Origin of the sequence: Pseudogemmobacter faecipullorum, from assembly GCF_020539525.1 — a bacterium.
Classification (GTDB): Bacteria; Pseudomonadota; Alphaproteobacteria; order Rhodobacterales; family Rhodobacteraceae; genus Pseudogemmobacter; species Pseudogemmobacter faecipullorum.
The window spans coordinates 53,488-78,103 of the sequence record NZ_JACDXX010000005.1 but is presented as its reverse complement, the minus strand read 5'-3'; the positions used below and the strand labels follow the sequence as shown (position 1 = coordinate 78,103).

23 protein-coding genes are annotated in these 24,616 nt (G+C 65.0%); 15 read left to right on the top strand and 8 right to left on the bottom strand.

The genetic code is table 11. From position 1 onward, the window contains the following. Positions 1 to 11: 11 nt before the first annotated feature. Both accC and accB read right to left on the bottom strand, forming a co-directional pair. Positions 12 to 1,364 (bottom strand): acetyl-CoA carboxylase biotin carboxylase subunit, encoded by a 1,353-nt coding sequence (accC, locus tag H0485_RS06980; RefSeq protein WP_226934649.1) that lies wholly within the window; start codon positions 1,362 to 1,364, stop codon positions 12 to 14. Between the two features lie 10 nt (positions 1,365 to 1,374). Further along, on the bottom strand, positions 1,375 to 1,872 hold the full coding sequence (gene accB / locus H0485_RS06975) for an acetyl-CoA carboxylase biotin carboxyl carrier protein (protein WP_226934648.1): 498 nt from the start codon (positions 1,870 to 1,872) through the stop codon (positions 1,375 to 1,377). A gap of 290 nt (positions 1,873 to 2,162) precedes the next feature. Here accB and H0485_RS06970 point away from each other — a divergent pair, with 290 nt between their 5' ends. From H0485_RS06970 to preA, 3 genes are all read left to right on the top strand, one after another. Next, positions 2,163 to 3,482: an NAD(P)-dependent oxidoreductase gene (locus H0485_RS06970; protein ID WP_226934647.1), complete on the top strand. Its 1,320-nt coding sequence runs from the start codon at positions 2,163 to 2,165 to the stop codon at positions 3,480 to 3,482. A gap of 88 nt (positions 3,483 to 3,570) precedes the next feature. Continuing rightward, the gene (locus tag H0485_RS06965; RefSeq protein WP_226934646.1) at positions 3,571 to 4,107 is read left to right on the top strand and encodes a DedA family protein; all 537 of its coding nucleotides are present in this window, start codon (positions 3,571 to 3,573) and stop codon (positions 4,105 to 4,107) included. 111 nt (positions 4,108 to 4,218) lie between these two features. Then, the gene (gene preA / locus H0485_RS06960; protein ID WP_226934645.1) at positions 4,219 to 5,520 is read left to right on the top strand and encodes an NAD-dependent dihydropyrimidine dehydrogenase subunit PreA; all 1,302 of its coding nucleotides are present in this window, start codon (positions 4,219 to 4,221) and stop codon (positions 5,518 to 5,520) included. Positions 5,521 to 5,527: 7 nt separating this feature from the next. Here preA and H0485_RS06955 read toward each other — a convergent pair whose 3' ends face one another. Then, the gene (locus tag H0485_RS06955) at positions 5,528 to 5,707 is read right to left on the bottom strand and encodes a hypothetical protein (RefSeq protein WP_226934644.1); all 180 of its coding nucleotides are present in this window, start codon (positions 5,705 to 5,707) and stop codon (positions 5,528 to 5,530) included. A 282-nt stretch (positions 5,708 to 5,989) separates the two neighbouring features. After that, positions 5,990 to 6,595, bottom strand: coding sequence for a TetR family transcriptional regulator C-terminal domain-containing protein (locus H0485_RS06950; RefSeq protein ID WP_226934643.1), 606 nt, complete (start codon positions 6,593 to 6,595; stop codon positions 5,990 to 5,992). Between the two features lie 284 nt (positions 6,596 to 6,879). On the opposite strand from H0485_RS06950, the gene H0485_RS06945 reads away from it, so the two are divergent. From H0485_RS06945 to H0485_RS06915, 7 genes are all read left to right on the top strand, one after another. Next, positions 6,880 to 8,130: a Zn-dependent hydrolase gene (locus H0485_RS06945; RefSeq protein WP_226934642.1), complete on the top strand. Its 1,251-nt coding sequence runs from the start codon at positions 6,880 to 6,882 to the stop codon at positions 8,128 to 8,130. An 89-nt stretch (positions 8,131 to 8,219) separates the two neighbouring features. Next, positions 8,220 to 9,671, top strand: coding sequence for a dihydropyrimidinase (gene hydA, locus H0485_RS06940; protein WP_226934641.1), 1,452 nt, complete (start codon positions 8,220 to 8,222; stop codon positions 9,669 to 9,671). Positions 9,672 to 9,767: 96 nt separating this feature from the next. Continuing rightward, positions 9,768 to 11,063: an XRE family transcriptional regulator gene (locus H0485_RS06935; RefSeq protein WP_226934640.1), complete on the top strand. Its 1,296-nt coding sequence runs from the start codon at positions 9,768 to 9,770 to the stop codon at positions 11,061 to 11,063. Positions 11,064 to 11,205: 142 nt separating this feature from the next. Beyond that, complete coding sequence (locus H0485_RS06930; protein WP_226934639.1) at positions 11,206 to 11,631, top strand: response regulator transcription factor; 426 nt, start codon at positions 11,206 to 11,208, stop codon at positions 11,629 to 11,631. Then, positions 11,628 to 11,945 (top strand): hypothetical protein, encoded by a 318-nt coding sequence (locus H0485_RS06925; protein WP_226934638.1) that lies wholly within the window; start codon positions 11,628 to 11,630, stop codon positions 11,943 to 11,945. The genes H0485_RS06930 and H0485_RS06925 overlap by 4 nt, the downstream gene beginning before the upstream one ends. Continuing rightward, positions 11,935 to 14,622, top strand: a complete 2,688-nt coding sequence (locus H0485_RS06920; protein WP_226934637.1) for a sodium:solute symporter family transporter — start codon at positions 11,935 to 11,937, stop codon at positions 14,620 to 14,622. Before H0485_RS06925 ends, H0485_RS06920 begins: the two co-directional genes overlap by 11 nt. 77 nt (positions 14,623 to 14,699) lie before the next feature. Then, a complete protein-coding gene (locus H0485_RS06915; protein ID WP_226934636.1) occupies positions 14,700 to 15,836 on the top strand; it encodes a FliM/FliN family flagellar motor C-terminal domain-containing protein in 1,137 nt (378 codons plus the stop codon). Between the two features lie 179 nt (positions 15,837 to 16,015). Here H0485_RS06915 and H0485_RS06910 read toward each other — a convergent pair whose 3' ends face one another. Next, positions 16,016 to 16,453 carry a protein tyrosine phosphatase family protein gene (locus H0485_RS06910; protein ID WP_226934635.1) on the bottom strand — a complete coding sequence of 146 codons (438 nt, stop codon included), beginning with the start codon at positions 16,451 to 16,453 and terminating at the stop codon, positions 16,016 to 16,018. A 393-nt stretch (positions 16,454 to 16,846) separates the two neighbouring features. On the opposite strand from H0485_RS06910, the gene H0485_RS06905 reads away from it, so the two are divergent. Then, a complete protein-coding gene (locus H0485_RS06905) occupies positions 16,847 to 18,658 on the top strand; it encodes an enoyl-CoA hydratase-related protein (protein ID WP_226934634.1) in 1,812 nt (603 codons plus the stop codon). A gap of 2 nt (positions 18,659 to 18,660) precedes the next feature. Here the strand turns inward: H0485_RS06905 and H0485_RS06900 are convergent, their stop codons facing one another. Further along, on the bottom strand, positions 18,661 to 18,876 hold the full coding sequence (locus H0485_RS06900; RefSeq protein ID WP_226934633.1) for a hypothetical protein: 216 nt from the start codon (positions 18,874 to 18,876) through the stop codon (positions 18,661 to 18,663). 156 nt (positions 18,877 to 19,032) lie between these two features. Between H0485_RS06900 and H0485_RS06895 the strand changes: the two genes are divergently transcribed. Both H0485_RS06895 and H0485_RS06890 read left to right on the top strand, forming a co-directional pair. Continuing rightward, entirely contained in the window at positions 19,033 to 19,278 is a 246-nt protein-coding gene (locus H0485_RS06895) for a DUF2312 domain-containing protein (RefSeq protein WP_226934632.1), read from the top strand. Between the two features lie 205 nt (positions 19,279 to 19,483). Beyond that, complete coding sequence (locus tag H0485_RS06890) at positions 19,484 to 21,025, top strand: trimethylamine methyltransferase family protein (RefSeq protein ID WP_226934631.1); 1,542 nt, start codon at positions 19,484 to 19,486, stop codon at positions 21,023 to 21,025. Between the two features lie 74 nt (positions 21,026 to 21,099). Here H0485_RS06890 and H0485_RS06885 read toward each other — a convergent pair whose 3' ends face one another. Further along, complete coding sequence (locus tag H0485_RS06885) at positions 21,100 to 21,381, bottom strand: DUF6477 family protein (RefSeq protein ID WP_226934630.1); 282 nt, start codon at positions 21,379 to 21,381, stop codon at positions 21,100 to 21,102. 195 nt (positions 21,382 to 21,576) lie between these two features. On the opposite strand from H0485_RS06885, the gene H0485_RS06880 reads away from it, so the two are divergent. Beyond that, positions 21,577 to 22,752, top strand: coding sequence for a DUF6456 domain-containing protein (locus tag H0485_RS06880; protein ID WP_226934629.1), 1,176 nt, complete (start codon positions 21,577 to 21,579; stop codon positions 22,750 to 22,752). A 71-nt stretch (positions 22,753 to 22,823) separates the two neighbouring features. Here the strand turns inward: H0485_RS06880 and H0485_RS06875 are convergent, their stop codons facing one another. Beyond that, positions 22,824 to 23,522 (bottom strand): MIP family channel protein, encoded by a 699-nt coding sequence (locus H0485_RS06875; protein ID WP_226934628.1) that lies wholly within the window; start codon positions 23,520 to 23,522, stop codon positions 22,824 to 22,826. A 140-nt stretch (positions 23,523 to 23,662) separates the two neighbouring features. Between H0485_RS06875 and lipA the strand changes: the two genes are divergently transcribed. After that, positions 23,663 to 24,613 carry a lipoyl synthase gene (lipA, locus tag H0485_RS06870; RefSeq protein WP_226934627.1) on the top strand — a complete coding sequence of 317 codons (951 nt, stop codon included), beginning with the start codon at positions 23,663 to 23,665 and terminating at the stop codon, positions 24,611 to 24,613. Positions 24,614 to 24,616: the final 3 nt, after the last annotated feature.

The window sequence follows — 24,616 nt, the reverse complement described above, 5'->3', positions numbered from 1 at the left end:
CCACGGCGGGCTCAGCCGCGCGAGAACTGCGCTTCGAGCCATTTTTCCAGCCAGTGGATATTATAATCCCCAGCCTGGATTGCCGGCTCGTTCAGCAGTGCCTCAAACAGGGGGGCCGAGGTCTCGATCCCGTCGACCACCAGTTCCGACAGCGCCCGGCGCAGACGGGCGAGCGCCTCCGGCCGGTCGCGGCCATGCACGATCAGTTTGCCGATCAGGCTGTCGTAATAGGGCGGGATCGAATAGCCGCCATAAAGCGCCGAATCCATCCGCACCCCCAGACCGCCGGGCGCGTGGAAGGTTTTCACCTTGCCCGGGCTCGGGGTGAAGTTCGGCAGTTTCTCGGCATTGATCCGCACTTCGATCGAATGGCCGTTCACTTCCAGATCGTCCTGGGTGAAGGACATCGGCAGGCCAGAGGCCACCCGGATCTGCTCGCGCACCAGGTCAACGCCGAAGATGAATTCAGTGACCGGATGTTCCACCTGCAGACGGGTGTTCATCTCGATGAAATAGAACTTACCGTCCTCATAGAGGAATTCGATGGTGCCGGCGCCGATATAGCCGATCTTAGCCACGGCATCGGCGCAGATCTTACCGATCTCGGCGCGCAGGGCCGGGGTGATGCAGGGGCCGGGGGCCTCTTCAAACACTTTCTGGTGGCGCCGCTGCAGCGAGCAGTCGCGCTCGCCGAGATGGACCGCATTGCCTTTGCCATCACCAAAGACCTGGATCTCGATATGGCGCGGCTTTTGCAGGTATTTCTCGATATAGACCTCTTCATTGCCGAAGGCGGCCTTGGCTTCCGAGCGCGCGGTGCGGAAGGCGATTTCCATCTCTTCCGGATTGGTCGCCACTTTCATGCCGCGGCCACCGCCACCAGCGGTCGCCTTGATGATGACCGGATAGCCGATCTCCAGCCCGACGCGCAAAGCCGTGTCCAGATCCGGCACCCCGCCATCCGAGCCCGGAACCACCGGGATACCCAGTTCTTTCGCGGTCTCTTTGGCGGTGATCTTGTCACCCATGATGCGGATATGTTCGGCTTTGGGGCCGATGAAGGTGATGCCGTGATCCTCCAGCGCCTGGCCGAAAGCCGCATTTTCCGACAGGAAACCATAGCCCGGATGTACCGCTTCGGCGCCGGTGATCTCACAGGCCGAGATGATCGCGGCTTTGTTGAGATAGCTGGCCGAAGAGGGGGCCGGCCCGATGCAGACCGATTCATCGGCGAGACGCACATGCATGGCATCGACATCGGCGGTCGAATGGACCGCGACCGATTTGATGCCCATCTCCTGGCAGGCGCGGATCACGCGAAGCGCGATCTCGCCGCGATTGGCAATCAGGATTTTCTTGAACATCCCGATGTCCTTATTCGATGATCATCAGCGGCGCGCCGTATTCAACCGGGCTGCCATCTTCCACCAGAATACGCTTCACGGTGCCCGATTTCGGTGCCGGAATGTGGTTCATGGTCTTCATCGCCTCGACGATGAGCAGGGTCTGACCTTCCGAGACCTGTGCCCCCACTGCGACGAAGGGCGCGGCACCCGGCTCGGCGGCCAGATAGATCGTGCCCACCATCGGCGAGGTGACGGCGCCCGGATGCTGGCTCGGATCCTCATTCAGCGCAGCCGCTGCCGGGGCGGCAGCAGCCGGAGCAGCCGCCAGCGGGGCCGCGGCATAGGCCGGGGCAGGCGCTGCCACCGCGGTGGTGACGATATTGGCCTGTTTGACCACCTTGACCTCAAGGCTGTCATCTTCGCCATATTCGCGCTTCACGGCGATTTCGGTCAGTTCGTTCCTGTTCAGAAGCTCGGCCAGGGCCGAAATAAAAGCGACGTCTGCTTCGGAAGAATGTTTGCTCATGCCGTCCTCTGATGGCTTCTTTGCCTGATATTACGCGCCGGCTGACTGATGCACGGCGGCGGCGGACCAGGGCCCGCCGGTTTGTTTGATACCTGCTTATAGGGCAGCAAAGCCCCGGAGAAAAGACCAGGAGCAATTGCCGGAGCCGATGGCGCCGGGGTGGGGTGTCAGGCCTGGGGCGCAGGCCTGGACCCGGGTCAGATTATCCTTGGGGAAATGCGATCCCCTGTGCAAGGCTGGGTTATGGCCCGGTGCTCAGGGCCGCAAAAAACGGGGAGGTCCGAAGACTGATGCCCAATAGCCCGCTGACGCCCGGAATTGTCCCGGGTCGCCTGCCAGCCGCTGAGTATGACCGGAATTTTACCGATCTTATCGCTCCGCTTGACCGCCATGAGGCGAGGGTTGCCGCAGATCGCTGCTATTTCTGCTATGATGCGCCCTGTATCACCGCCTGTCCCACCGCCATTGATATCCCGCTGTTCATCCGCCAGATCGCCACCGGCACGCCAGAGGCGGCGGCAAAGACCATCTGGTCGCAAAATATCCTTGGCGGCATCTGCGCCCGGGTCTGTCCGACCGAGACTTTATGCGAACAGGCCTGTGTGCGCGAGGCCGCCGAAGGCCACCCGGTCAGGATCGGGGCACTGCAGCGCTATGCCACTGATCTGGTGATGGCAAAGGGCGAACATCCTTTCAGCCGCGCCCCCGCCACCGGCAGGCGGATTGCCGTGGTCGGCTCTGGCCCGGCCGGGCTGGCCTGTGCGCATCGCCTGGCCCTGCATGGCCATCAGGTGGTGATTTTTGAGCGCCGCTCCCGGCCCGGCGGGCTGAATGAATATGGTCTCGCCAGCTATAAAACCGCCGGTGACTTTGCCGGGCGCGAGATTGACTGGCTGCTGCAGATCGGCGGAATTGAGATCCGCTGCGGAGTTGAGATCGGGACCGATCTCAGCCTCGATGCGCTGCGCGCCGGATTTGATGCGGTGTATCTTGGCATCGGCCTGCAGGGGGTGAATGATCCCGGCCTCGGGCGGCCGGGCCTCACGGGGGTGCGCGATGCGGTGGATTTCATCGCAGAGCTGCGTCAGGCCGCGGATCCGGCCAGCCTGCCGGTCGGCCGCGATGTGCTGGTGCTGGGCGGCGGCATGACGGCGATTGATGCCGCGGTTCAGGCGCGCCGGCTGGGGGCGGCGCGGGTGACGCTGCTCTACCGGCGCAGCCGGGCCGAGATGGGGGCATCGGAGTATGAACAGGAGTTGGCGCTGCTAAACGGTGTGCAGATCCTCGACCAGGTGCTGCCGGTGCGGCTGATCGGTGAGACCCGGCTTGAGGCGGTGGAATGCGCCCATACCAGACCGGGCGCGGCGGGGCCGGAGCTGAGCGATGCGCGGTTCACCCTTGCCGCCGATCAGCTTCTGATCGCGGTCGGCCAGCGGCTGGCTGGCCTGCCCGGCGGGCTGTCGGCGGAAAACGGGCGGCTCGGCAGCCTGCCGCCAGGCGTATGGGCCGGGGGCGATTGCACGGCAGAGGGGAAAGATCTGACAGTCTCGGCAGTTGCCGCCGGGCGCGATGCCGCCGAGGCGATCTCGCTGGCGCTGCGCGGGGACTGAGCGATGGTTTTATGGGTTTTCCCTTGCTCCGTCGCGGCTTCTCGGCCAAACCCTGGCTGGCATAAAAAACGCCGGGTGAGGGGCAGGAATGACGGATCTGATCGAACAGGTGATCGCCTTTGTCGAGCGGCATCATCTGCTGGCCCCCTGGCTGATGCTGATTTTTGCCGCCGCAGAGACCACCGCCTTTCTGTCGATCCTCGTGCCCTCGACCGCCATCATGGTCGGCGTCGGGGCTTTTGCCGCCAATGGGGTGCTGAACTTCACCACTTTATGGCTGGGGGCCTCGGCCGGAGCGCTGGCCGGATCGACCTTTTCATTCTGGCTGGGCCGGCGCTACGGCGATGCGATCCTGAAATGCCGGCCGCTGTCAGATCATCCCGACTGGGTGGTCAAAGCCGATGCCGCCTTCACCCGCTGGGGGCCCTTGACGGTGCTGCTGGGCCATTTCACCACCTTCCTGCGGCCGGTGGTGTTTCTGATGGCCGGGATGAGCGGGATGAATTTCCTGCGCTTTGCCTTCTGGAACGGCATCGGCTGTCTGTCCTGGGCCTTTGTGGTGCTGAAATTCGGCGAGGTCGGCGGCATTGTGATCAGCTGGATCTGGGCGCATCTGTTCGGCTGAGCGCGAACAGACCATCGGATCAGGGGCCCGGGACGCAAAGCGGCGTCACCGGGCCTTTTTCATTTCCGGCGCAGCACAGATCTGCGCCCCAGAGCTTTCAGGGAGGCTTTCATGGCTGATCTCTCGACGCAGTTTCTCGGCATCCGTTCGCCCAATCCGTTCTGGCTGGCCTCAGCGCCGCCGACCGATAAGGAATATAATGTCACCCGCGCCTTTGAGGCGGGCTGGGGCGGGGTGGTCTGGAAGACCCTCGGCTCGGAGGGGCCGCCGGTGGTCAATGTCAACGGCCCGCGCTATGGCGCGGTCTGGGGCGCGGACCGGCGGCTGCTGGGGATGAATAATATCGAGCTGATCACCGACCGGCCTTTGCAGCAAAATCTCGAGGAAATCCGCCGGGTGAAGAAAGCCTGGCCGGACCGGGCGGTGATCCTGTCGCTGATGGTGCCCTGCGATGAGGCGAGCTGGAAAGATATATTGCTGCGGATCGAGGATAGCGGCGCTGATGGGGTCGAGCTGAATTTTGGCTGTCCGCATGGCATGGCTGAACGCGGAATGGGCTCGGCCGTGGGGCAGGTGCCCGAATATATTCAGATGGTTACCGCCTGGGTGAAACAATATTCGCGCCTGCCCTGTATCGTAAAGCTGACGCCGAATATCACCGATATCCGGGTGCCTGCGGCGGCGGCGATGCGCGGCGGCGCCGATGCGGTCAGCCTGATCAATACGGTGAATTCGATCACCTCGGTCAATCTCGACAGCTTTTCGCCCGAGCCGATGATTGATGGTAAGGGCAGCCATGGCGGCTATTGCGGCCCGGCGGTCAAGCCGATCGCGCTGAATATGGTGGCGGAAATTGCCCGCTCGCCCGAGCTGAGCGGCCTGCCGGTCTCGGGCATTGGCGGCATCACCACCTGGCGCGATGCGGCCGAGTTTATCGCTCTGGGCTGTGGCACGGTCCAGGTCTGCACCGCCGCCATGACCTATGGCTTTAAAGTGGTCGAAGAGATGATCTCGGGGCTCAGCCAGTATCTCGATGACAAGGGGATGACGCTGGAGGAGCTGCGCGGCCGCGCCGTGCCCAATGTCACCGACTGGCAGTATCTGAACCTGAATTATGTCGCCAAGGCCCATATCAGCCAGCAGGACTGCATCCGCTGCGGGCGCTGCTATGCCGCCTGTGAGGATACCAGCCATCAGGCGATTGCAATCTCAGCCGACCGGCAGTTTTCGGTGAAGGAGGAGGAATGCGTCGCCTGCAACCTCTGCGTGAATGTCTGCCCGGTTGAAAACTGCATCACCATGCAGCCGATGGCGCAGGGCGCGCTGGACCCCAGGACCGGGCAGCGCGTCGGCGGTTATGCCAACTGGACCAGCCATCCCAATAATCCCGGCGCGGTGAAAGCCGCGCAATAGCAGGGTCTCAGAGCGGTGGTGTCAGCCGGCTGGTCATCGGGCTGACACCGGCGGCGCGCAAAGTCATCATATAGACGCGCTGGGCCGCTGCGATCCGGGCCTCGGCGGCGGCACCGGGAAAATCCACGGTTAGGGCTGCAGCCCGTGCTGCAGCCCCTTCGCCGCCGCCGCCGGCTGCACTGGCCACCGCGCCCCCGGCGGGAGTGACCGGGCGCGCGGTTTGCGGGGCGGTTGCCGGTCTGATCCGGCTGCCACTTTGTGAGGCCGGCGCTGGGCCGCTGCTGATGCCGGGCCCCGGTTGTGACGAAGCCCCTGTCAGCGGCAGCCCGGGCCGGACGGCTGCGTCAAAAGCCATGTCCCTTGCCCTTCATCGGTTGTATCCCGGGATCACAATAGGCGCAGGCCCCGAAGATCTCCAAACGATTAACAGGTTAAAATTAAACCGCATTTTAACGATCAGCCGGGCTGGCTACCATTGCGGCCTCGGCCGCAGCATCCGGCGCAGCACCTGCTCCAGAAACACCTCAGCCTCCTGATGCGGATCGTAATGTTCGCCAAGCACCACCCGGAAAGGCAGGCCGCATTCTGCATATTGCTGGGTCAGGGTCCAGATCGCAAAAATCAGATGCACCGGGTCACAGCGTGCGATCAGGCCACGATCCATCCAGTCGCGCAGCACGATCGCCTTTTCCAGCACCAGCCGGCGCACCTCCTCTTCCAGCGCCGGGTGGCTGTGCGGCGCCCCGAGCAGGATCAGAGAGGCAAAGATCCGGCTTTCACGTGGGGCGATGCGCACCAGCTCCAGCTTGCGGCGCATATAGCTCAGAATTTCCTGCAGCGGTTCGCCTTTGGCCGAAATGGAGTTCAGCGGCAAAAGCCACTGATCGAGCAGGCTGTTCAGCAGGGCGCGGTGAATCTCTTCCTTTGAGGGGAAATAATACAGCAGATTGGGTTTGGACAGCCCGGCCTGCGCCGCGATCTGATCAAGTGTCGCCCCCTTAAAGCCATGTTGTGAAAACATATCCAGCGCGGCCGACAGGATCGCCTCGCGGTTCTTACGTTGGATGCGGCTCATCTGAGGCTGTGGCGAGGTGGTCTCTCCTGATAAAGGTGAAAGTGTACTGCAGGGTTTAGTTTTCTATTTTGCACTCAGGCGCGCGCAAATCAACCCTGGATTGCACCTCTTGCCCGGCGGAGGGGAAAGCGATTGACCCCCGGCCCGGGCTGTGCTCGCCTGCGGCTGGCGGTCAGGCAGTCTGGGCAGGCCGGGCCCGGCGGTCAGAACTGCAAAATAAACAGATGCCCGGGCAGTGTCTTTGCTGCTGTCTGCAGGGCGGGAATGCTTGCGAGGAGCCTGACATGGCCGCATCCGGAGAAAATCTCCGCATCAATCCGGAACGCCTCTGGGAGAGCCTGGAGGAAATGGCGAAAATTGGCCCCGGGATTGCCGGGGGTAACAACCGCCAGACCTTGACCGATGCCGATGGCGAGGGGCGTCATCTTCTCAAGCGCTGGGCCGGGGCGGCGGGTCTGAGCATGGGGCTCGACCGGATGGGCAATATGTTCTTCACCCGCGCCGGAACGGATCCCGGGGCTTTGCCGGTCAGCATGGGCAGCCATCTCGACACCCAGCCGACGGGCGGCAAATATGATGGTGTTCTGGGGGTGCTGGGCGCGCTTGAGGTTTTGCGCACGATGAATGATCTGGGCATTCAGACCCGCCGCCCGATCACTTTGATCAACTGGACCAATGAGGAGGGGGCGCGTTTTGCCCCGGCCATGCTGGCTTCAGGCGTCTTCGCCGGGGTGATTTCTGAGGATTACGCTTTGTCGCGTCAGGATCCCGAGGGCAAACGCTTTGGCGAGGAGCTGGCGCGGATCGGCTGGGCAGGCGAGGAAGCACCCGGCGCGCGCAAATTCCATTCCTATTTTGAGCTGCATATCGAACAGGGCCCGATCCTCGAGGCCGAAGGCACCGATATCGGCATTGTCACCCATGGCCAGGGCCTCTGGTGGCTCGAGTTCACGCTGACCGGCAAGGATGCTCATACCGGCTCGACCCCGATGCATCTGCGCCGCAATGCGGGCCTTGCCATGGCGCGGATTTTTGAGCTGGTGCAGGAGGTGGCCATGGCCGGGCAGCCCAATGCCGTCGGCGGCATCGGCCAGGTGTTCTTCGCGCCGAATTCGCGCAATGTGATCCCGGGCTCGGTGACTTTTACCGTCGATATCCGCTCGCCCGATCTGGGCAAACTGAGCCGGATGCGGGCAGCGATTGAGAGCGGCGCGGCTGAGATCTGTGCCGCTTTGCAGGTCGGCTGCGCCGTTGAGCCGGTGGGCCATTTCGACCCGGTGCCTTTCGCGCCCGAGCTGGTGGCGCGGGTGCGCGCGGCGGCGGATCATCTGGGCTACAGCCACCGCGATATCGTCTCGGGCGCCGGGCATGATGCCTGCTGGCTGGCGAAGGTCACGCCGAGCACGATGATCTTCTGCCCCTGCGAGGGCGGGCTGTCGCATAATGAGGCCGAGGCGATCACCCCCGCCTGGGCGGCGGCGGGCACCGATGTGCTGCTGCATGCGGTGCTGGAAACCGCTGAGATCATTCGCTGAACATACGGGCGCGGGGGAAAACCCCGCGCCCGTTTTCGTTAAAGCCAGTCGCGGCAGGCGGCGGCACAACAGGGAAGGGAGGCGCCGGAATGAGCGCAGTTATCAAAGGTGGCACGATTGTCACCGCAGATCTGACCTATGGTGCGGATGTGCTGGTCGAGGGCGGGAAGATCACCGCCATCGGCCCGGATCTGCAGGGCGATAAAGTGATTGACGCCACCGGCTGCTTTGTCATGCCCGGCGGCATTGATCCGCATACCCATCTCGATATGCCCTTCATGGGCACCTCAACTGCGGATGATTTCGGCTCGGGCACCCGCGCGGCGCTGGCGGGGGGCACCACCATGGTGGTGGATTTCGCTTTGCCCGCCCCGGGGCAGAGCCTGCTCGATGCGCTGAAGCTCTGGGATAATAAATCCGCCCTGGCGCATTGCGATTATTCCTTCCATATGGCGGTGACCTGGTGGGATGAGCAGGTCTTTGACGAGATGAGGGCGGTCACTGAGCGCGGCATCAATTCCTTCAAGCATTTCATGGCCTATAAAGGCGCCTTGATGGTGAATGATGATGAGATGTTCGCCTCATTCTCGCGCTGTGCCGAACTGGGGGCCATTCCCTTTGTTCATGCCGAAAACGGCGATCTGATTGCCGAGATTTCGGCGAAACTGCTGGCGCGGGGCATTACCGGGCCCGAGGGCCATGCCTATTCGCGCCCGACCGCGGTCGAGGGCGAGGCGACGAACCGCGCCATTATGATCGCCGATATGGCGGGCGTGCCGCTCTATATCGTCCATGTCAGCTGTGAGGAGGCGCATGAGGCGATCCGGCGCGCCAAAATGCGCGGCCAGCGGGTCTGGGGCGAGCCGCTGGTGCAGCATCTCTTGCTTGATGAAAGCGAATATTTCCATCCCGATCAGGATCACGCGGCGCGGCGCGTGATGTCGCCGCCGTTTCGCAACAAACAACATCAGGAGGGGCTCTGGGCAGGCCTTTCTTCGGGTACGCTCTCGGTGGTGGCCACCGATCACTGCGCTTTCACCACCGCGCAAAAGCGCATGGGGCTGCAGGATTTCACCAAAATCCCCAATGGCACCGGCGGGCTTGAGGACCGGCTGTCGCTGCTCTGGAGCTATGGCGTCACGCCGGGCCGGATCACGATGAATGAATTTGTCGCCCTGACCTCGACCAATATCGCCAAGATCCTGAACTGCTATCCGCAGAAAGGCGCGGTGCTGGTCGGTGCGGATGCCGATCTCATCGTCTGGGATCCGCAGAAGAGCCGCACCATCACTGCCGAAAAGCAGGTCTCGGCGATTGATTACAATGTTTTTGAGGGCTGGGAGGTGAAGGGCCTGCCGCGCTATGTGCTGTCGCGCGGCACCATCATGGCCGAGGACGGGGTGCTGAACAGCCGCGAGGGCCATGGCGAATTTGTCGCCCGTGCACCCAATGGCGCGGTCAACCGCGCCCTTTCCACCTGGAAAGACCTGACCAGCCCGCGCGCGGTCCCGCGGGGCGGAATTCCCGCCACCGGGGTCTGATTGTAAAGTTTACATCATATTGTAAACTCTGCCGCAGCCATGTGAGGCGGCCCCTGAAGAAAGGGGCCGCCTTATAAAGTTCAGGGGGGCAGGGTGATGGCGATTTCAGCGCTGATCGGCAGCAGATTGCGCGAATATCGCCTGGCCTCGGGGCTGCGCCAGGGCGAGCTGGCGGCGAAAGCGGCGATCTCGCCCGCCTATCTCAATCTGATCGAACACAACCGCCGCAAGCTGACCCCCGAGGTGCTGGAGCGGCTGGTCGCGGCGCTGGGTGCAGAGCTGGCGGAATTTGATGACAGCGGCCCGGATGCGCTGATCGCCGATCTGCGCGAGGCGGCGGCTCTGATGCCGGAATTGCGCGCCGAAGCGGAGCGCGCCGGTGAATTTGCCGGGCGTTTTCCCGGCTGGGCCCGGCTGCTGGCGGCGGGGTCGGCGCATAATACCGCTTTGCGTCAGGCGCTGGCGGCGCTCAATGACCGGCTGGCGCATGATCCGGGCCTGTCCTCGGCTCTGCATGAGCTGCTGTCGGCCCTGTCCGGCGTGCGCGCCACGGCGCAGATCCTCGCCGGGACCGAGGATCTCAGCCCGGACTGGCAGCGAAAATTTCAGCAAAACCTCTTTCAGGACAGCGAGCGCCTGGTGGAGGGGGCGCAGACCCTGATCACCTGGCTCGACGCCGGCACCACCGAGGCCGAGAGCATCGCCAGCTCGCCCCGCGATGAGCTGGAGGCCTGGCTGGTGGCGCGCAACTGGAGCCTTGGCGACAGTGCCGATGATCTCGGGGCCGCCCGGCAGGAAGTGGCGCGGCTTGCCACGGCGGCGGGGCGGCAGCTGGCGCGCGACTGGCTCGGGGCCCGGGCGCGCGAGATGGCGCAGATGCCGGGCGAGGCATTCGCCAGGGCCCTGGCGGAGACCGGGCCCGATCCGGCGCTGCTGGCGGCGCGGTTTCACACCAGCGTCATTGCCGCCATGCACCGGATTGCGCTCTGGCCCGGGGCAGAGGCGGGGCTGGTGCTCTGCGATGGCTCGGGCAGCCTGCTGTTTCGCAAACCCGTGCGCGGTTTCGCCGTGCCAAGGCTCGGCGCGGCCTGTCCGCTCTGGCCTTTGTTTCAGGCCCTGGTCCGGCCCGGCCAGCCGCTGGCCCAGGAGGTGGAAATGCCCCTGCCGGGCGCGCATCGCTTCCGCTGCCTCGGCTTTTGCGAGACCAGCCAGCCCTGGGGCTTTGCCGGGCCGGAGCTGCGGCTTTCGGCCATGCTGATCCTGGCCACAGATCCCGGATCCGGATCCGGCGCCGGGCAGGGTCTGGCCCTGCCGCTCGGCCCGACCTGCCGGCTCTGCCCGCGTGAGGCCTGTCCGGCCCGGCGCGAGCCATCGGTGCTGCGCCAGAGCTGAAATCTGCCGCGAGAAATCTGTCCGTAAGCCGATCTGCCTTTTGACAGGGCGGCGCTTATCGGAAAAAGTGCAAGGGACCGGGCGAAGCGCGGCGCGGTTGCGCCCCTTCGCATGGCCCCCTGGGGAGGAGGGACCATATGTGATGACAACAGCGACCGGAGAAACCGGGCGACCGCTGCTGCTGATTGAGGATGAGCCGAATATCGCCGAGGCGATCTGCTTCATTCTGGGCCGCGCCGGCTGGCAGGTGACGCATCTGAGCAGCGGTGACGGGGCGGTGGCGGCGGCGCGCCGGCTCGGACCTGAGCTGGTGATCCTTGATCATATGCTGCCGGGCCTCTCGGGGCTTGACGTGCTGGCCAGCCTGCGCGCCGATCCGCATCTTGGCGATGTGCCGGTGCTGATGCTGACCGCCAAGGGCCAGCCGCGCGACCGTGAGGCGGCGGAAAAAGCCGGGGCGACGCGATTCATGACCAAGCCCTTTTCAAATGCCGAGATTGTCGAGCTGGTGCGGACCCTTGCCCGGGCTGGCGCGGCGGCGGATGCCGGCGGGCCGACCGCGGCATGAAGCCGCTCCGGCGGCCGGTGTTCCTGGCCCATAATCCCTATCGCCGCCGCCGTCTGCGCGATGCCGCCCGGCTTTTGCCGGTGGTCGGGGCCTTTCTGATGATTCTGCCAATGCTCTGGAGCCCGGCGGGCAGCGGCTCGAGACTGCTCTCGGGCGATGTGATCTGGTTTTTCCTGATCTGGGCTTTGCTGATCCTCGCAGCGGCCGCTCTGGCGCCGGGGCTGGCGCGCTCGGTAGAGGAGGAGGGCGAGGCCGGGCCGGAGCGCAGCCTGCTGGCTGAGCCTCGGGTGAAGGGCAGGGATGATGTCCTTTAACCTTCTGGTCGCCTCCTGCCTTGCCTATGTGATTTTTCTCTTTGTCGTGGCCTTCCTGGTCGAGCGCCGGGCCTGGATCGGCGCGGCCTCCTGGCTGCGTTCGCCTCTGGTCTATACCCTGGCTTTGTCGATCTACTGCACTGCCTGGACCTTTTACGGCGCGGTCGGCTATGCGGCGCGCTCGGGTCTGGAATTTATGACCATCTATCTCGGGCCGACCCTGGTCTTCATCGGCTGGTGGTGGATCCTGCGAAAGCTGGTCTATATCGGCCGCCAGCAGCGCGTGACCTCGATCGCCGATCTGATCTCGTCGCGCTATGGCAAGTCAAACAGCCTCGGGGTGATCGTCACCCTGGTGGCGATCGTGGTGGTCACGCCCTATATCGCTTTGCAGCTGCAATCGGTGGTGCTGGCCTTTGACGTTTTCGCCAGCGCCGCCTCGGAAACCGGGATCCGGCCCGGCGGCGGGCAGATTGCGATCTGGGTCGCCGCCGGTCTGGCTTTGTTCACTATTCTGTTCGGCACCCGCAATCTCGATGCCAAAGAACAGCATACCGGCATTGTCGCCGCGATTGCGGTCGAGGCGGTGGTCAAGCTGCTGGCCTTGATTGCGGTCGGGGTGTTTGTCGTCTGGGGGCTGAGTGGCGGCATTTCCGGGGTGATGACAAAGATCGATGCCTCGCTGCTGCATGACTGGCAATTGCAGCCCGGGCGCTGGACGGCGCTGATCTTTCTGTCCGGGGTGGCGGTGATCTGCCTGCCGCGCATGTTCCATGTGCTGGTGGTCGAGAATAATGATGAGGCGCAGCTCGCCCGCGCCTCCTGGGCCTTTCCGGCCTATATGCTGGCGATGAGCCTGTTCATCGTGCCGATTGCCGTGCTGGGGCTGGAGCGGGTGCCCGAGGGGGCTAATCCCGATATGTTCGTCCTTACCCTGCCTTTGGCCGAAGGCCAGGGCGGGCTGGCGATGCTGGCTTTCCTCGGCGGCTTTTCCTCGGCCACATCGATGGTCATTGTCGAGGCAATTGCCCTCGCGACCATGGTCTCGAACCATATCGTTATTCCGACCTGGCTGCGGCTGCGCCGTTCGGGCGCGATTTCCGAGGATGTGCGCTCGCTGGTGCTGCATGCGCGCCGGCTGTCGATCGGCCTCGTTCTGGCTCTGGGCTATGGCTATTATCGCATTTCGGGCGGCTCGGGCGCGCTGGCCGAGATCGGGCTGATCTCTTTCGTCGGTGTGGCGCAGTTCCTGCCGGCGATGATGGGCGGGATTTTCTGGCGCGGCGCCACCCGCACCGGGGCGCTGCTCGGGCTGCTGACAGGCTTTACCCTCTGGGCCTATTGCCTGTTCCTGCCCTCTTTCGGTGATGCGCTGCTGCCTGCCGCGGTGCTGGAACAGGGGCTCTGGGGCCTTTCCTGGCTGCGGCCACGGGCTTTGTTCGGCACCGAGCTTATGGATCCGCTGGTTCATGCTTTGTTCTGGTCACTGCTGCTCAACAGCACGATCTACTGCCTCGCCTCGATGCTCAGCTTTCCCGGCGCGGTGGAGCGGCTGCAGAGCGCGGCTTTCGTCAATGTCTTTGAGGGCCAGGTTGGCCCCGAGCGCTGGACCCGTGCGGCGGCGGAGCCTGAGGCTTTGCTGGAGATGAGCCAGCGCATTATGGGCGAGGAAGAGGCGCAGAGCCTGTTTGAGCGCGCGGCCCGGGCACAGGGCAAAAGCGAAAGCCTGCTGCCCGATCCGACGCCGGCCTTCCTTGCGGCGCTGGAGCAGAGCCTTGCCGGGCTGATCGGCGCCGCCACCGCCCATGCGGTGATCTCGAAACTGGTCGGGCTTGAGACGGTAACGGTCGAGGATCTGATGGTGGTGGCGCGCGAATCCGCCCAGCTGATGGAACATTCGGCCCAGCTCGAGGAACAAAGGGGCGAGCTGTCACGCACCGCCACCGCTTTGCGTGAGGCAAATGAGAAGCTGACCGCGCTCTCGGTGCAGAAGGATGCTTTCCTGACCCAGATCAGCCATGAGTTGCGCACGCCGATGACCTCGATCCGGGCTTTCTCGGAAATCCTGGCCGAGGGGGATCTGCCGCCGGGTATCGTTGCCCGGCAGGGCGGGATCATCCGCGATGAGGCGGTGCGGCTGACCCGGCTGCTCGACGATCTGCTTGATCTCTCGGTGCTGGAAAGCGGCAGGGTGCAGCTCTCGCTTTCGCTGGCCAGCCTTGAGGAGATGTTCAACCGCGCCATTCTGGCCACCGGCAATATCCGTCCCGGCCATGAGATTGAGTTTATCCGCGATCCGCTGAGTGAAATGGTCTGGCTGCAGACCGATGCCGACCGCCTGACCCAGGTGCTGATCAATCTGATCTCCAATGCCCGGAAATATTGCGATGCGGGGCTGCCAAGGATCCGGATTGCGGTGAGGATCCGTGCCGGACGGGTGCGCATTGATATTGCCGATAATGGCAAAGGCATTCCCAAGGCGGCGCGCGCGGTGATGTTTGAAAAATTCTGGCGGCTGCCGGGCGAGACCCGGGCCAGCGGTGCCGGGCTCGGTCTGGCGATCTGCCGCGAGATCATCACCAATCTGCATGGCACGATTGCCTATCTGCCCGGACAGGGAGGGGCGGCTTTTCGCATCATCCTGCCTTTGCGCATCAGCCCGGCCAGTGAAAGCTGAGATGTTAATCAAAGCGTAACCCCGATCCGGCATGCTTGGCACAACAGGGAGGGGCCCTGGCCGGAGGCAGGCTGCCGATGAATGAGATCCTGCGGCGCAAGCTGAAACCCCCGGTGCCCGTTCAGGCGCAGAACGATCCCTGTGATCAGGCCTGGCAGCTGGCGCTGATCCGCGCCTTTCGTGAGGGGGCGGGGCTGGCCTGCGAGCCGGTGGCGCTGGGCCATAGCCGGCGCGATCTTGCCGAATTGCCCGAAATCCTGCCCGAACGCGGGCTGATCGCTTTGCTCGATGGCCCGGGTGAGGCGCTGGCGATGCTCGCGCTGTCTTTCGATCTGATGGCGGCACTGATCGAGATGCAGACCACCCGGCGCATTGGCGCGCAACCGGCCCGGCCGCGTCGTCCGACCCAGACCGATGCGGCGATGGTGGCCGGGCTGCTCGATCAGGCGCTTGCAGGCTTTGATCAGCTGCTGCGCGAGCGTGAGGGCCGTGCCGCGCCGGGCTTTCGCTATGCTTCTGGCCTCGAAGACAGCCGCGCGCTGGGCCTTTTGCTCGAGGATCAGCCCTGGTGGTTCTGTCAGGTCGGTCTCAGCACGGCTGAAGGGGCGCGCCACGGCCAGGTGATGCTGGCTTTGCCGGCAGATCTGCCGGGGCTGCAACCGGCTGTGGCAGATCCGGTGACCGCGCCGGGCGAGGCGGCACAGATGGCGGCGGCGCTGGCCGGGGCGGAATGCCGGATGCAGGCGGTGCTGACGCGGATCCGGCTGCCGCTGTCACAGGGGATGGCGCTCAGGCCGGGGCAGCTGCTGGAGCTGCCAGAGGGCAGTCTGGCCCGGATCCGGCTCGAAAGCCCGGATGGGCGGCTGCTGGCCCGGGCGAAACTGGGGCAGAGCCGGGGCGCAAGGGCCTTGCGGCTGACCAGCCTGCCCGGGGAAGAGGAGACGGCGGAAGCAGAGCCCTGGCCGGCGGGAGAGACGGGCAGGGCCTGGCCGGCTGCAGCCGGGCTGGCTGAGGGTCCGGCGGTTTTGCCCGCCGCCGGGCCAGTCGCCGCCTTTGAACTGCAGGGCGATGATCCCGGGCCCGAGCCTTTCATGAGCAGCGCTGCTACGGGCTTTGCCCCCGGAGCAGAGATCCTCGGGGCAGAGCCCCCCGGGGCGGAGGGCTGGCCAGGTAACAGCAGCTGGCCGTCAGAAGATCAGACAGGCACGAGGTGATCTGGGCACGAGGTGATTTGGGCCGGGGGTGAGTGAGGCAGGGGGTGAGTTGGGCGCGGCCTGTGCGGGGGAAGCCGGACAGGATGGTGACCGGGCGGGGGTCAGTCTGACGGGCGCGCGGCCACCGCGCGCCTGAGGCCCCTTTGCCTGGCCCTGGCTCCCGGCCTGCCTCTGGCCGCTCAGCCCCGGGCTTTCTGTGCCGCCAGCGCCTCGATCTGCGGCTGCAGATGCGCCAGCTGATAGCCATGCTCTGCGGCGCGGCTGATCATCTCTTCGGCGGGCATCTGCCCGGCCTGGGACAAGGCCCAGACGATAGAGGAGCGGTTGCCGCTGGCGCAATAGGCGAAGACCGGGCCGGGGGCTGCGGCAATCGCGGCGGCCTGGGCCTCAACATTTTCCATGGTCAGCGCGCCGCCGATCACCGGATTGGCAACAAAGCTCAGGCCCAGCGCCTCGGCTGCGCTGCGCATCTCTGCGCTCTGCAACTCGCCGGGGATTTCGGCATCGGGGCGGTTGTCGATCACCGTGGTATAGCCAGCGGCTCTGATCGCCGCGAGATCCTCGGGCGCGATCTGCGGCGAGACGGCATAGCTTTCGCTGAGCGGGCGGATAATCATGGCGGTATCCTCAAGATCCAAGATCCGCAGAGAGTAATCCGCGGGAGGGCGCGGCGAAAGCCCGGAAGTTCTGCCCAAAAACTCTGCCCGGCCACAGGCTGACCTCTGCCCGCCTGGTCCCGTCTGGTCCGACCCGGCCCCCGCTGGCCAGGCCAGGCCTGACCCGGTCCGGCCCGACCCGACCCGACCCGGTCCGTCCCTGCTTTGCCCCCTTCGGGGCCGCAGACTGCCCCCGGGCGGCAGGGCTGCGGCCCTGGGTCGCAGAATGGTCGGATTCCTGTGCTCTGGCCTGTGGTTAGCGCGGTTTCTGCCCGGATTGACTTGTTACATCCGCCCCTCCTTCTGCTATGGTGGCGCGGTGGGGCTGACGCGGGTGGTAAGATGTTGGGTGCAATGGCACAGGCTGAGGGTGAGGCGCTGATCCGGTGCAGCGATGCCGGGCCGGGGGGCGAGGTTTTGCTGCTGCAGCTCGATGCCGCGCCGCTGAATGCGCTGACCCATCCGATGCGCCTTGCTTTGTCCAGGGCGCTGAGCGCCGCCGCAGCCGCGAAACGGCCGGTGGTGCTGAGCGGCGGGGCGCGGTTGTTCTCGGCGGCGACGCTGATCGATCACGGCGCCCAGCTGAGCGAGGGCAGCCCCTCGCTCGCCGATCTCTGCCTGCAGATCGAGACCCATCCCGCCCCGGTGGTGGCTGCTCTGGCCGGGCGGGCGCTCGGGCCGGGGGCCGAGCTGGCCCTGGCAGCCCATGCCCGCATTCTCGGGCCGCGCGCCAGATTCGCTTTCCCCGAGGCCGGACTGGGCCTGCCGCCGATGGCCGGTGCCAGCCAGCGCCTGCCGCGTCTGGTCGGGGCCGGGGCGGCGCTGGATATGCTGATCAGCGCCCATGTGGTCAGCGCCCGCGAAGCTCTGGCCATCGGCCTTGCCGATCAGCTGAGCGAAAATGATCTGCATGAGGATGCCCTGGCCTTTGCCCTTGCCATGGCCGGTCCGAGGCCGGTCGCGGCGCGTCGCGACGGCTTTGCTGATGGCCGGGCCTATGTCGCGGCTCTGGCCGCCGCGCGGTCAGCCCAGACGCAGTCGCCGCTCCTTGCACCGCGCCGCATCATCGAATGTCTTGAGGCCGCTTTGCTTTTGCCGCCTGAAAATGGCTATGCGATGGAGCGCAGCGCCTGGGAGGATCTGGCCGCCGGGGCCGAGAGCCGTGCCCTGCTGGCGGCGGCCCGGGCTGAGCGGGCGGCGGCGCAGCTGCCTGCGGAGCTGCTGGTGGCCGAGCCGCAGGAGGTGGCGGTGCTGGGGCTTTATGGCACCAGCCCGCAGCTGGCGGCGCTGGCGCTGCTGGCGCTTGGCCGCGGGATGAGCGTGGTCTGGTCCGATCCCGATCCCCAAGCCCAGGGCAGCTCGCTCGCCTGGCTGCGTGAGCGTATCGCCGAGGGCCATGATGCCGGTGGCCTCGGGCCGCAGGAACGGGCCGAGGATCTGCTGCGCCTGCAGGCCCCCGCCGCGCCGGAGGCGCTGACAGCGGCAGAAATCGTGGTCCATGCCCGGCCCGGGCCGATGAGCACCACGCTCTCGCGCGCTGATCCCGATCAGCTGCAGCTGGTGATTGGCGGGGCAGGCGCGGCGCATCCGGGCCTTGTGCTCGCGCCTTCGGGCCGTCTGGCCGAAATGGGGCCGATCCGCGCCGCGCGCCAGCAGCAGATCGTCACTGCCGCCCGGATGCTCGGCCGCTTTGGCCTCGCGCCGGTGCTGACCGGCGGGGCGGTGGGGCTGGGGCGGCGGGTCTGGAGCCAGGGCCATCAGGCGCTGATCGCTCTGGTCACGCTCGGCGTCGCGCCCGAGGCGATCACGGCTGCGCTGAGCCGCTATGGCGCGCCGGCGCCCGACCTGCCGCAGCTGGTGCTGGAGGGCGCCGCGCCGCGCGCTATGGCGGAAAGCGAAATTCTGGCGCGCTGGCTCGGGGCGATGGCCAATGAGGGCTATGCGCTGGCCGATAGCGGCGCAGCTTTACGGCCCTCAGATATCGATGCGATTCTGATCCAGGGCTATGGATTCCCGCGCGCGCAGGGCGGGCCGATGCATCAGGCACTCGAGCGTGGCGCGCTGGTTCTGCGCGCCGATCTGACGCGCTGGCAGCACGAAGACCGGATCTGGGCGCCGCATCCGATCCTTGACCATCTGGTCTCAGAGGGGCGCAGCGCCTTCTGAGATCAGCTGAGGCTGATGCCCATGATCACCACCATCAGCCCGATCACCGACAAAGCCAGCGAGGCGAAATTGATCACGAACAGGCGCTGCAGCGCCTGTTTTGCTTCCGGGGCATTGGCATCCATTCTGCGCACCTTCAGGCCGCGGATGATGCAAAGGCCAAGGCCGGCGACGCCGAGACAGGAGAGGGCGGCTCCGATCCAGATCAGGAATTCCATGGGGCTGCTCCTTAAGATCACCAGGTCAGGGTTTGCGCCTCCGCTAGCGCCTGTGGCGGTTTTACGCAAGACCAGCCGCCGGTCCCGCCTGCTGGCGCTTGAATTTCACCGCCGGGAGGGGCTATCTGGCGGCAAGGTGCCAGCGGAGAACAGATAATGAACGATGCCTTCAATGTGACCGCCGATGAGCTGCGTCAGTTCATCGAGCGGATCGAGCAGATGGAAGCCGAGAAGAAAGACGTCGCGGATCAGATCAAAGAGATTTATGCCGAGATCAAGGGCCGCGGCTTTGACAGCAAGGCGATCCGCAAGATCGTGTCGCTGCGCAAGAAAGATGCCGATGCCCGCCAGGAGGAAGAGGCCATTCTCGAAGTCTATATGAATGCGCTTGGCATGGAATGAGCAAAGCCGCAGGCCCTTGCCCCTGCGCGGGCGGGCTGCCGGATTTTGGAGTGTGAGGGGCCGGTTATCCGGCCCCTTTTGCTTTTGCGGACAGGTCGGTTTTTATGAATTGCGATGTCGGTTTCTGCCTTAAAGCGACGCAAACCCCAGGCGGTCCCCTCCGGCCCGGGAGTATGTGAGATGAAAGCCGTTCAGGAGGGTGACGATGTCGGAAGTGATCGAGGGACGCCGGGCGCGGGGCGGTGGGGCAGCACGGCGGGCCGAGCGCACCGCTGTCAGCTTTGAGACCGCGAAATTCATCACCCGCAATATCCCGAATTTTGAGGTGCTGAACGAAGAAGCACTGCAGATCATCGAATATAATGCGGAAACTATTCTGGAAGAGATCGGCGTCAATTTCGTCGAGAATCCAGCAGCTCTGCAGCGCTGGCGCGAGGCCGGGGCCGATGTGCGCGGCGAGCGGGTGCATATTCCGCGCGGCCTGGCGCGCAAGCTCTGCTCGACCGCGCCCTCGCAGTTTACCCAGCATGCCCGCAACCCCGGGCGTAATGTTGAGATCGGAGGCAAGAGCCTGGTGCTGGCCCCGGTCTATGGCCCGCCCTTCGTGCGCGATCTCGAAGGCGGCCGCCGCTATGCCACGATCGAGGATTTCCGCAATTTCGTGAAGCTCGGCTATATGTCTAAATGGCTGCACCATTCCGGCGGCACGGTCTGCGAGCCGACCGATATTCCGGTCAATAAGCGCCATTTCGATATGCTGCTGGCGCATATGACTTTGTCGGACAAGCCCTATATGGGCTCGGTGACCGAGCCCTCGCGGGCCCAGGACAGCGTCGATATGTCGAAAATCCTGTTCGGCGATGATTTCGTTGATCAGAATACGGTGATGACCTCGCTGATCAATATCAACTCGCCGATGACCTTTGATGGCATCATGATGGGCGCGCTTGAGGTCTATGCCGCCAATAACCAGGCTTCGATCGTCTCGCCCTTCATCGTTGGTGGCGCCATGGCGCCGGTCACGGTAGCGGGCACGCTGACCCAGGTGCTGGCCGAAGTGCTGGCGGGCGTGGCCTATAGCCAGCTGGTGCGGGCCGGTGCGCCGGTGATCGCCGGGGCCTTTGTCACCTCGATTGATATGAATTCGGGTGCGCCGACCTTTGGCACGCCCGAGGCCGCACATATCACCTGGGGCACCGGCCAGCTGGTGCGCCGCCTCGGGCTGCCCTACCGCTCGGCGGGCGCCTTCTGCGGCTCGAAACTGCCCGATGCCCAGGCGGCCTATGAATCGGCAAACAGCCTGAATATGGGTCTGAGCGCCGGGGTGAATTTCATGCTCCATGCCTGTGGCTGGCTCGAGGGCGGCCTCGTTTCCTCCTATGAGAAATTCGTCATGGATGCCGATCAGCTCGGCGCGCTGCATGGTCTCGCCAAAGGCGTGGCGGTGGATGACAATGCCCAGGCGCTGGATGCGATCCGCGAGGTGGGTCCGGGCGGCCATTACCTCGGCTGTGCTCATACCCAGGCCAATTTCAAAACCGCTTTCTGGCGCTCGGATGTGCTGGATTACAAACCCTTTGAGACATGGGAGGAGGAGGGCGCGCGCGACACTTCGCAGCTCGCCTCGGCCAAGGTGAAGAAAATGCTGGCTGATTACGTGCCGCCCGCCCTGGATGAGGGCAAGCGCGAGGCGCTTGAGGCCTATGTCGCGCGCCGCAAGGAATCGATGCCCGACGCCTTCCTCTGATCGCTTCGGCCCCGCGCCAGACCCGAGCTCCCAGCCCCGTCCGGTGATCCCGGGCGGGGCTTTTCGTTTTGCCCTCAGCGCGGCAGCTCTGGCCCGGGCTGGCACCGGGCTTCGGCGATCAGCCGCACCAGCGCCTCGATATGGGCGGCGACCGAATAGGTGACATCGCCTTTGCGGCGGATCTCTTCCAGCCGGGCTTCGCGGGCGAACAGTTCGGGCAGCCGCGCGGTCGCAGTGGCAGGCAGTGGCGGGCGCTGTTGCAGCCGGCGCTGATAGAGCGGCAGGGCAATTGCCACCGCCTGCATCAGCAGACCAGGCCGGCGCAGCGTTGCGAGTTTCGGCAAGGGTTCAGCCATAGTGACACCTCTGTTCGGCAGGCTGACCAGCCTAAGCCCCTCGCAGGGGGCGTTGCCGCAGGAGGTCATGCGCCGCACGCCCGCTTCGGCAGCGTTTAGACTTTGGTTACGATTATTGATCAAAGATGAAGGATTACCGCGTGATGCTGCCCCATTCTTTGCAAAATCCCGATTTTGAGCGTGAAGGGCCAGGATATGGACCCGCATTTCCTCTCGCCGGGCCAGGTGCTGCCGGACTGGTTGCCGGACCGCTTTCGCCTGTATTTCGCGCATATTCTCGATGGCCGGTCGCTGCGCGCCCTGGCGCGGGACCGTGGCCTGCATGCCTCGACCGTGCTGCGTCAGGTGCGGCGCTGCGAAATGAGCCGCGATGATCCTTTGCTCGACCGGGCACTGGCCCGGCTGACCGAAAGCTGCCAGAGCGCGCCGCCCGCAGCCGCTTCAGCTGACAGGAGGACTTTACCGATGACACCCGCCTCTGGCCGGTTGCAGATCACCCCGGCGCCGGGGCCTTTGGCTCTGGCTGCGGGCGAGAGCGCCGAGACCCTGCGCCGCCTGGCCGAGCCGGGGGCGCTGCTGGCCTTTGCCGCTGATATGGAAAAGGCGGCGATCTTACGTGATGCGGGCGGCGGGCGCAGCACCCGCACCGCTGTCCTCGCCCGGGAACTGGCGGAAAGCCTCTGCCTGCGCGACTGGATCGCCTGCCGCAAGGCCGGGCGGATCTCGACCTATAGGATCACCCCGGCCGGGCGGGCGGCACTGCGCCGGCTGTGCGCTGCGGGACCGGGGACGGCGCGGTCGGGGGCGGGGCATTCTGGTATGGCGGGGCAGGGCTTTGCTGAAGCTGCGGCCGGGTTCAGCACCCCGGTGATGGCCGGGTTCAGCGCCGGGCCGGGAGCCCGGGCTCTGCCCGGCGAGACCCCGGTGGCGGTTCTGGGGCGGCGGCGCGAGAAAAACGGCAGTTATTTCCTGACTGCCGAGCTGGTCTCAGCCGCCGAGCGGCTGCGCGAGGATTTTGAGCTGGCGCAGATCGGCGCGGCAGCAGCTCAGGACTGGCAGGGTTTTCTGGCCGGGGCGGCGTCAGGTCTGACCACAGATCCGGCCCCCTCTGGTGCAGGCTGCCCAGGGGCAGGACCGGCTGAGGCACCCGAGCGGGCGCGGGCACGGCTGGCCGGGGCCCTGCGTGAGCTGGGGCCGGGGCTGGGTGATATCGCATTGCGGGTCTGCTGCTGGCTCGAGGGGGTGGAAAGCGCCGAGCAGAGCATGGGCTGGGCCGCGCGTTCGGGCAAGATTGTGCTGCGCATCGCGCTGATCCGGCTGCGCCGCCATTATGATACGACCTGCGGACGCGGCGGGCCGATGATCGGCTGAATCCCGTTATGGCAAAGGGCCACCCCTGGGGGGCGGCCCTCATGCTTGTTTCCTGGCTGTTCAGCCCGGGATTATTCGGCGCGGGTGATCCCTGCGGCATGCAAAATCCCGGCCAGCGCCCCCCCGGCCAGAGGCGCGAGGATAAACACCCAGAGCTGGCTCAGCGCTGCGCCTCCGGCAAAGAGCGCGGGTCCGAAAGAGCGGGCCGGATTCACCGAAACACCGGTTACCTTAATCCCGACCAGATGGATCCCCGCGAGGGTCAGGCCAATGGCCAGCCCGGCAAACCCGACCGGTGCGCCGGACTGGGTAACGCCGAGAATCACCGTGACGAAGAGAAAGGTCATCACAAATTCAAACACCAGCGCCGAGGTAAGATTATAACCCCCGAGATAGGCCGGGCCATAGCCATTGGCGCCAAGCGCATAGGCGCCGAGCCCGCTATAGCCCTGCTGGCCCGAGAGGATCAGCCAGAGCACGAGGCAGGCCAGCACTGCTCCGGTCAGCTGAGCGATGACATAAGCAGCAAATTCACCCGCCGGCAGACGCCCGGCGAGCAATGCCCCCAGACTGACCGCAGGGTTAAGATGCGCCCCGGAGATTGCGCCAATGCCATAGGCGGCAGCAATGATGGAAAGGCCAAAGGCGAAAGAAATACCGGTCAGCCCGATGCCGGTGGTGCCATCTGCACCCGCGATCACCGCTGCACCGCAGCCAAAGAAGACAAGAATGAATGTGCCGATGACCTCGGCCATGCATTTTTTGGACATCGTCCCTCCTGAAACATGCAGAGTCACTTGCCTGATGACCTGCCGGAATACGTTTACTGCACAAAGTTGCCTTGGAGGCAGGAAAGCACTATGTCATAGAAACCCCTGTCCTGTCAGTGGGAATTTACGAGGCGAGGCTCATGCGCGATCTGAAGATCCCCGATCAGAGGCACCCGGAAAAGGCGCATCGCCCCGATCAGGAGCAGCCGAAAAAACCCTCCTGGATCCGGGTGAAGGCCCCGACCTCGGAAGGCTATCGCCGCACCCGCGATATTATGAAGGAAAACCGCCTCGTCACGGTCTGTGAGGAAGCCGGTTGCCCCAATGTCGGCGAATGCTGGTCGCAGGGCCATGCCACGATGATGATCATGGGCGAGATCTGCACCCGTGGCTGCACCTTCTGCAATGTCGCCACAGGCAAGCCGCAAAATCTCGACGCTTTTGAGCCGGGCCGGGTGGCCCATGCCGTGCAGAAGCTCGGGCTGAACCATGTGGTGGTCACCAGTGTCGACCGCGACGATCTGGAAGATGGCGGGGCTGAGCATTTCGCCCAGACCATCCGCGCCATCCGCCACCGCTCGCCCGGCACGACGATTGAGATCCTGACCCCCGATTTCCTGAAATGCCCGCCTTCGGCGCTGGAAAAGGTGGTTGAGGCACGGCCCGATGTGTTCAATCACAATCTTGAAACCGTGCCTGGCCTCTATCATGAGGTGCGCCCCGGTGCGCGCTATTTCCACTCGCTGCGTCTGTTGCAGCGGGTGAAAGAGCTGGATCCGGCGATGTTCACCAAATCGGGAATCATGGTTGGTCTTGGCGAAGAGCGGCATCTGGTGCTGCAGGTCATGGATGACATGCGCTCGGCCGATATCGATTTTCTCACCGTCGGTCAGTATCTGCAGCCGACGCCGAAACATCACCGCGTGGCAAAATTCGTCACGCCGGAAGAATTCGCCTCCTATGAAAAAGCCGCCTGGAACAAAGGCTTCCTGATGGTTTCGGCCACGCCGCTGACCCGTTCCTCCTATCACGCCGGAGATGATTTCGCCCGTCTGCGCGAGGCGCGGCTGGCGCGGCTCGGCCAGAACTGAGCC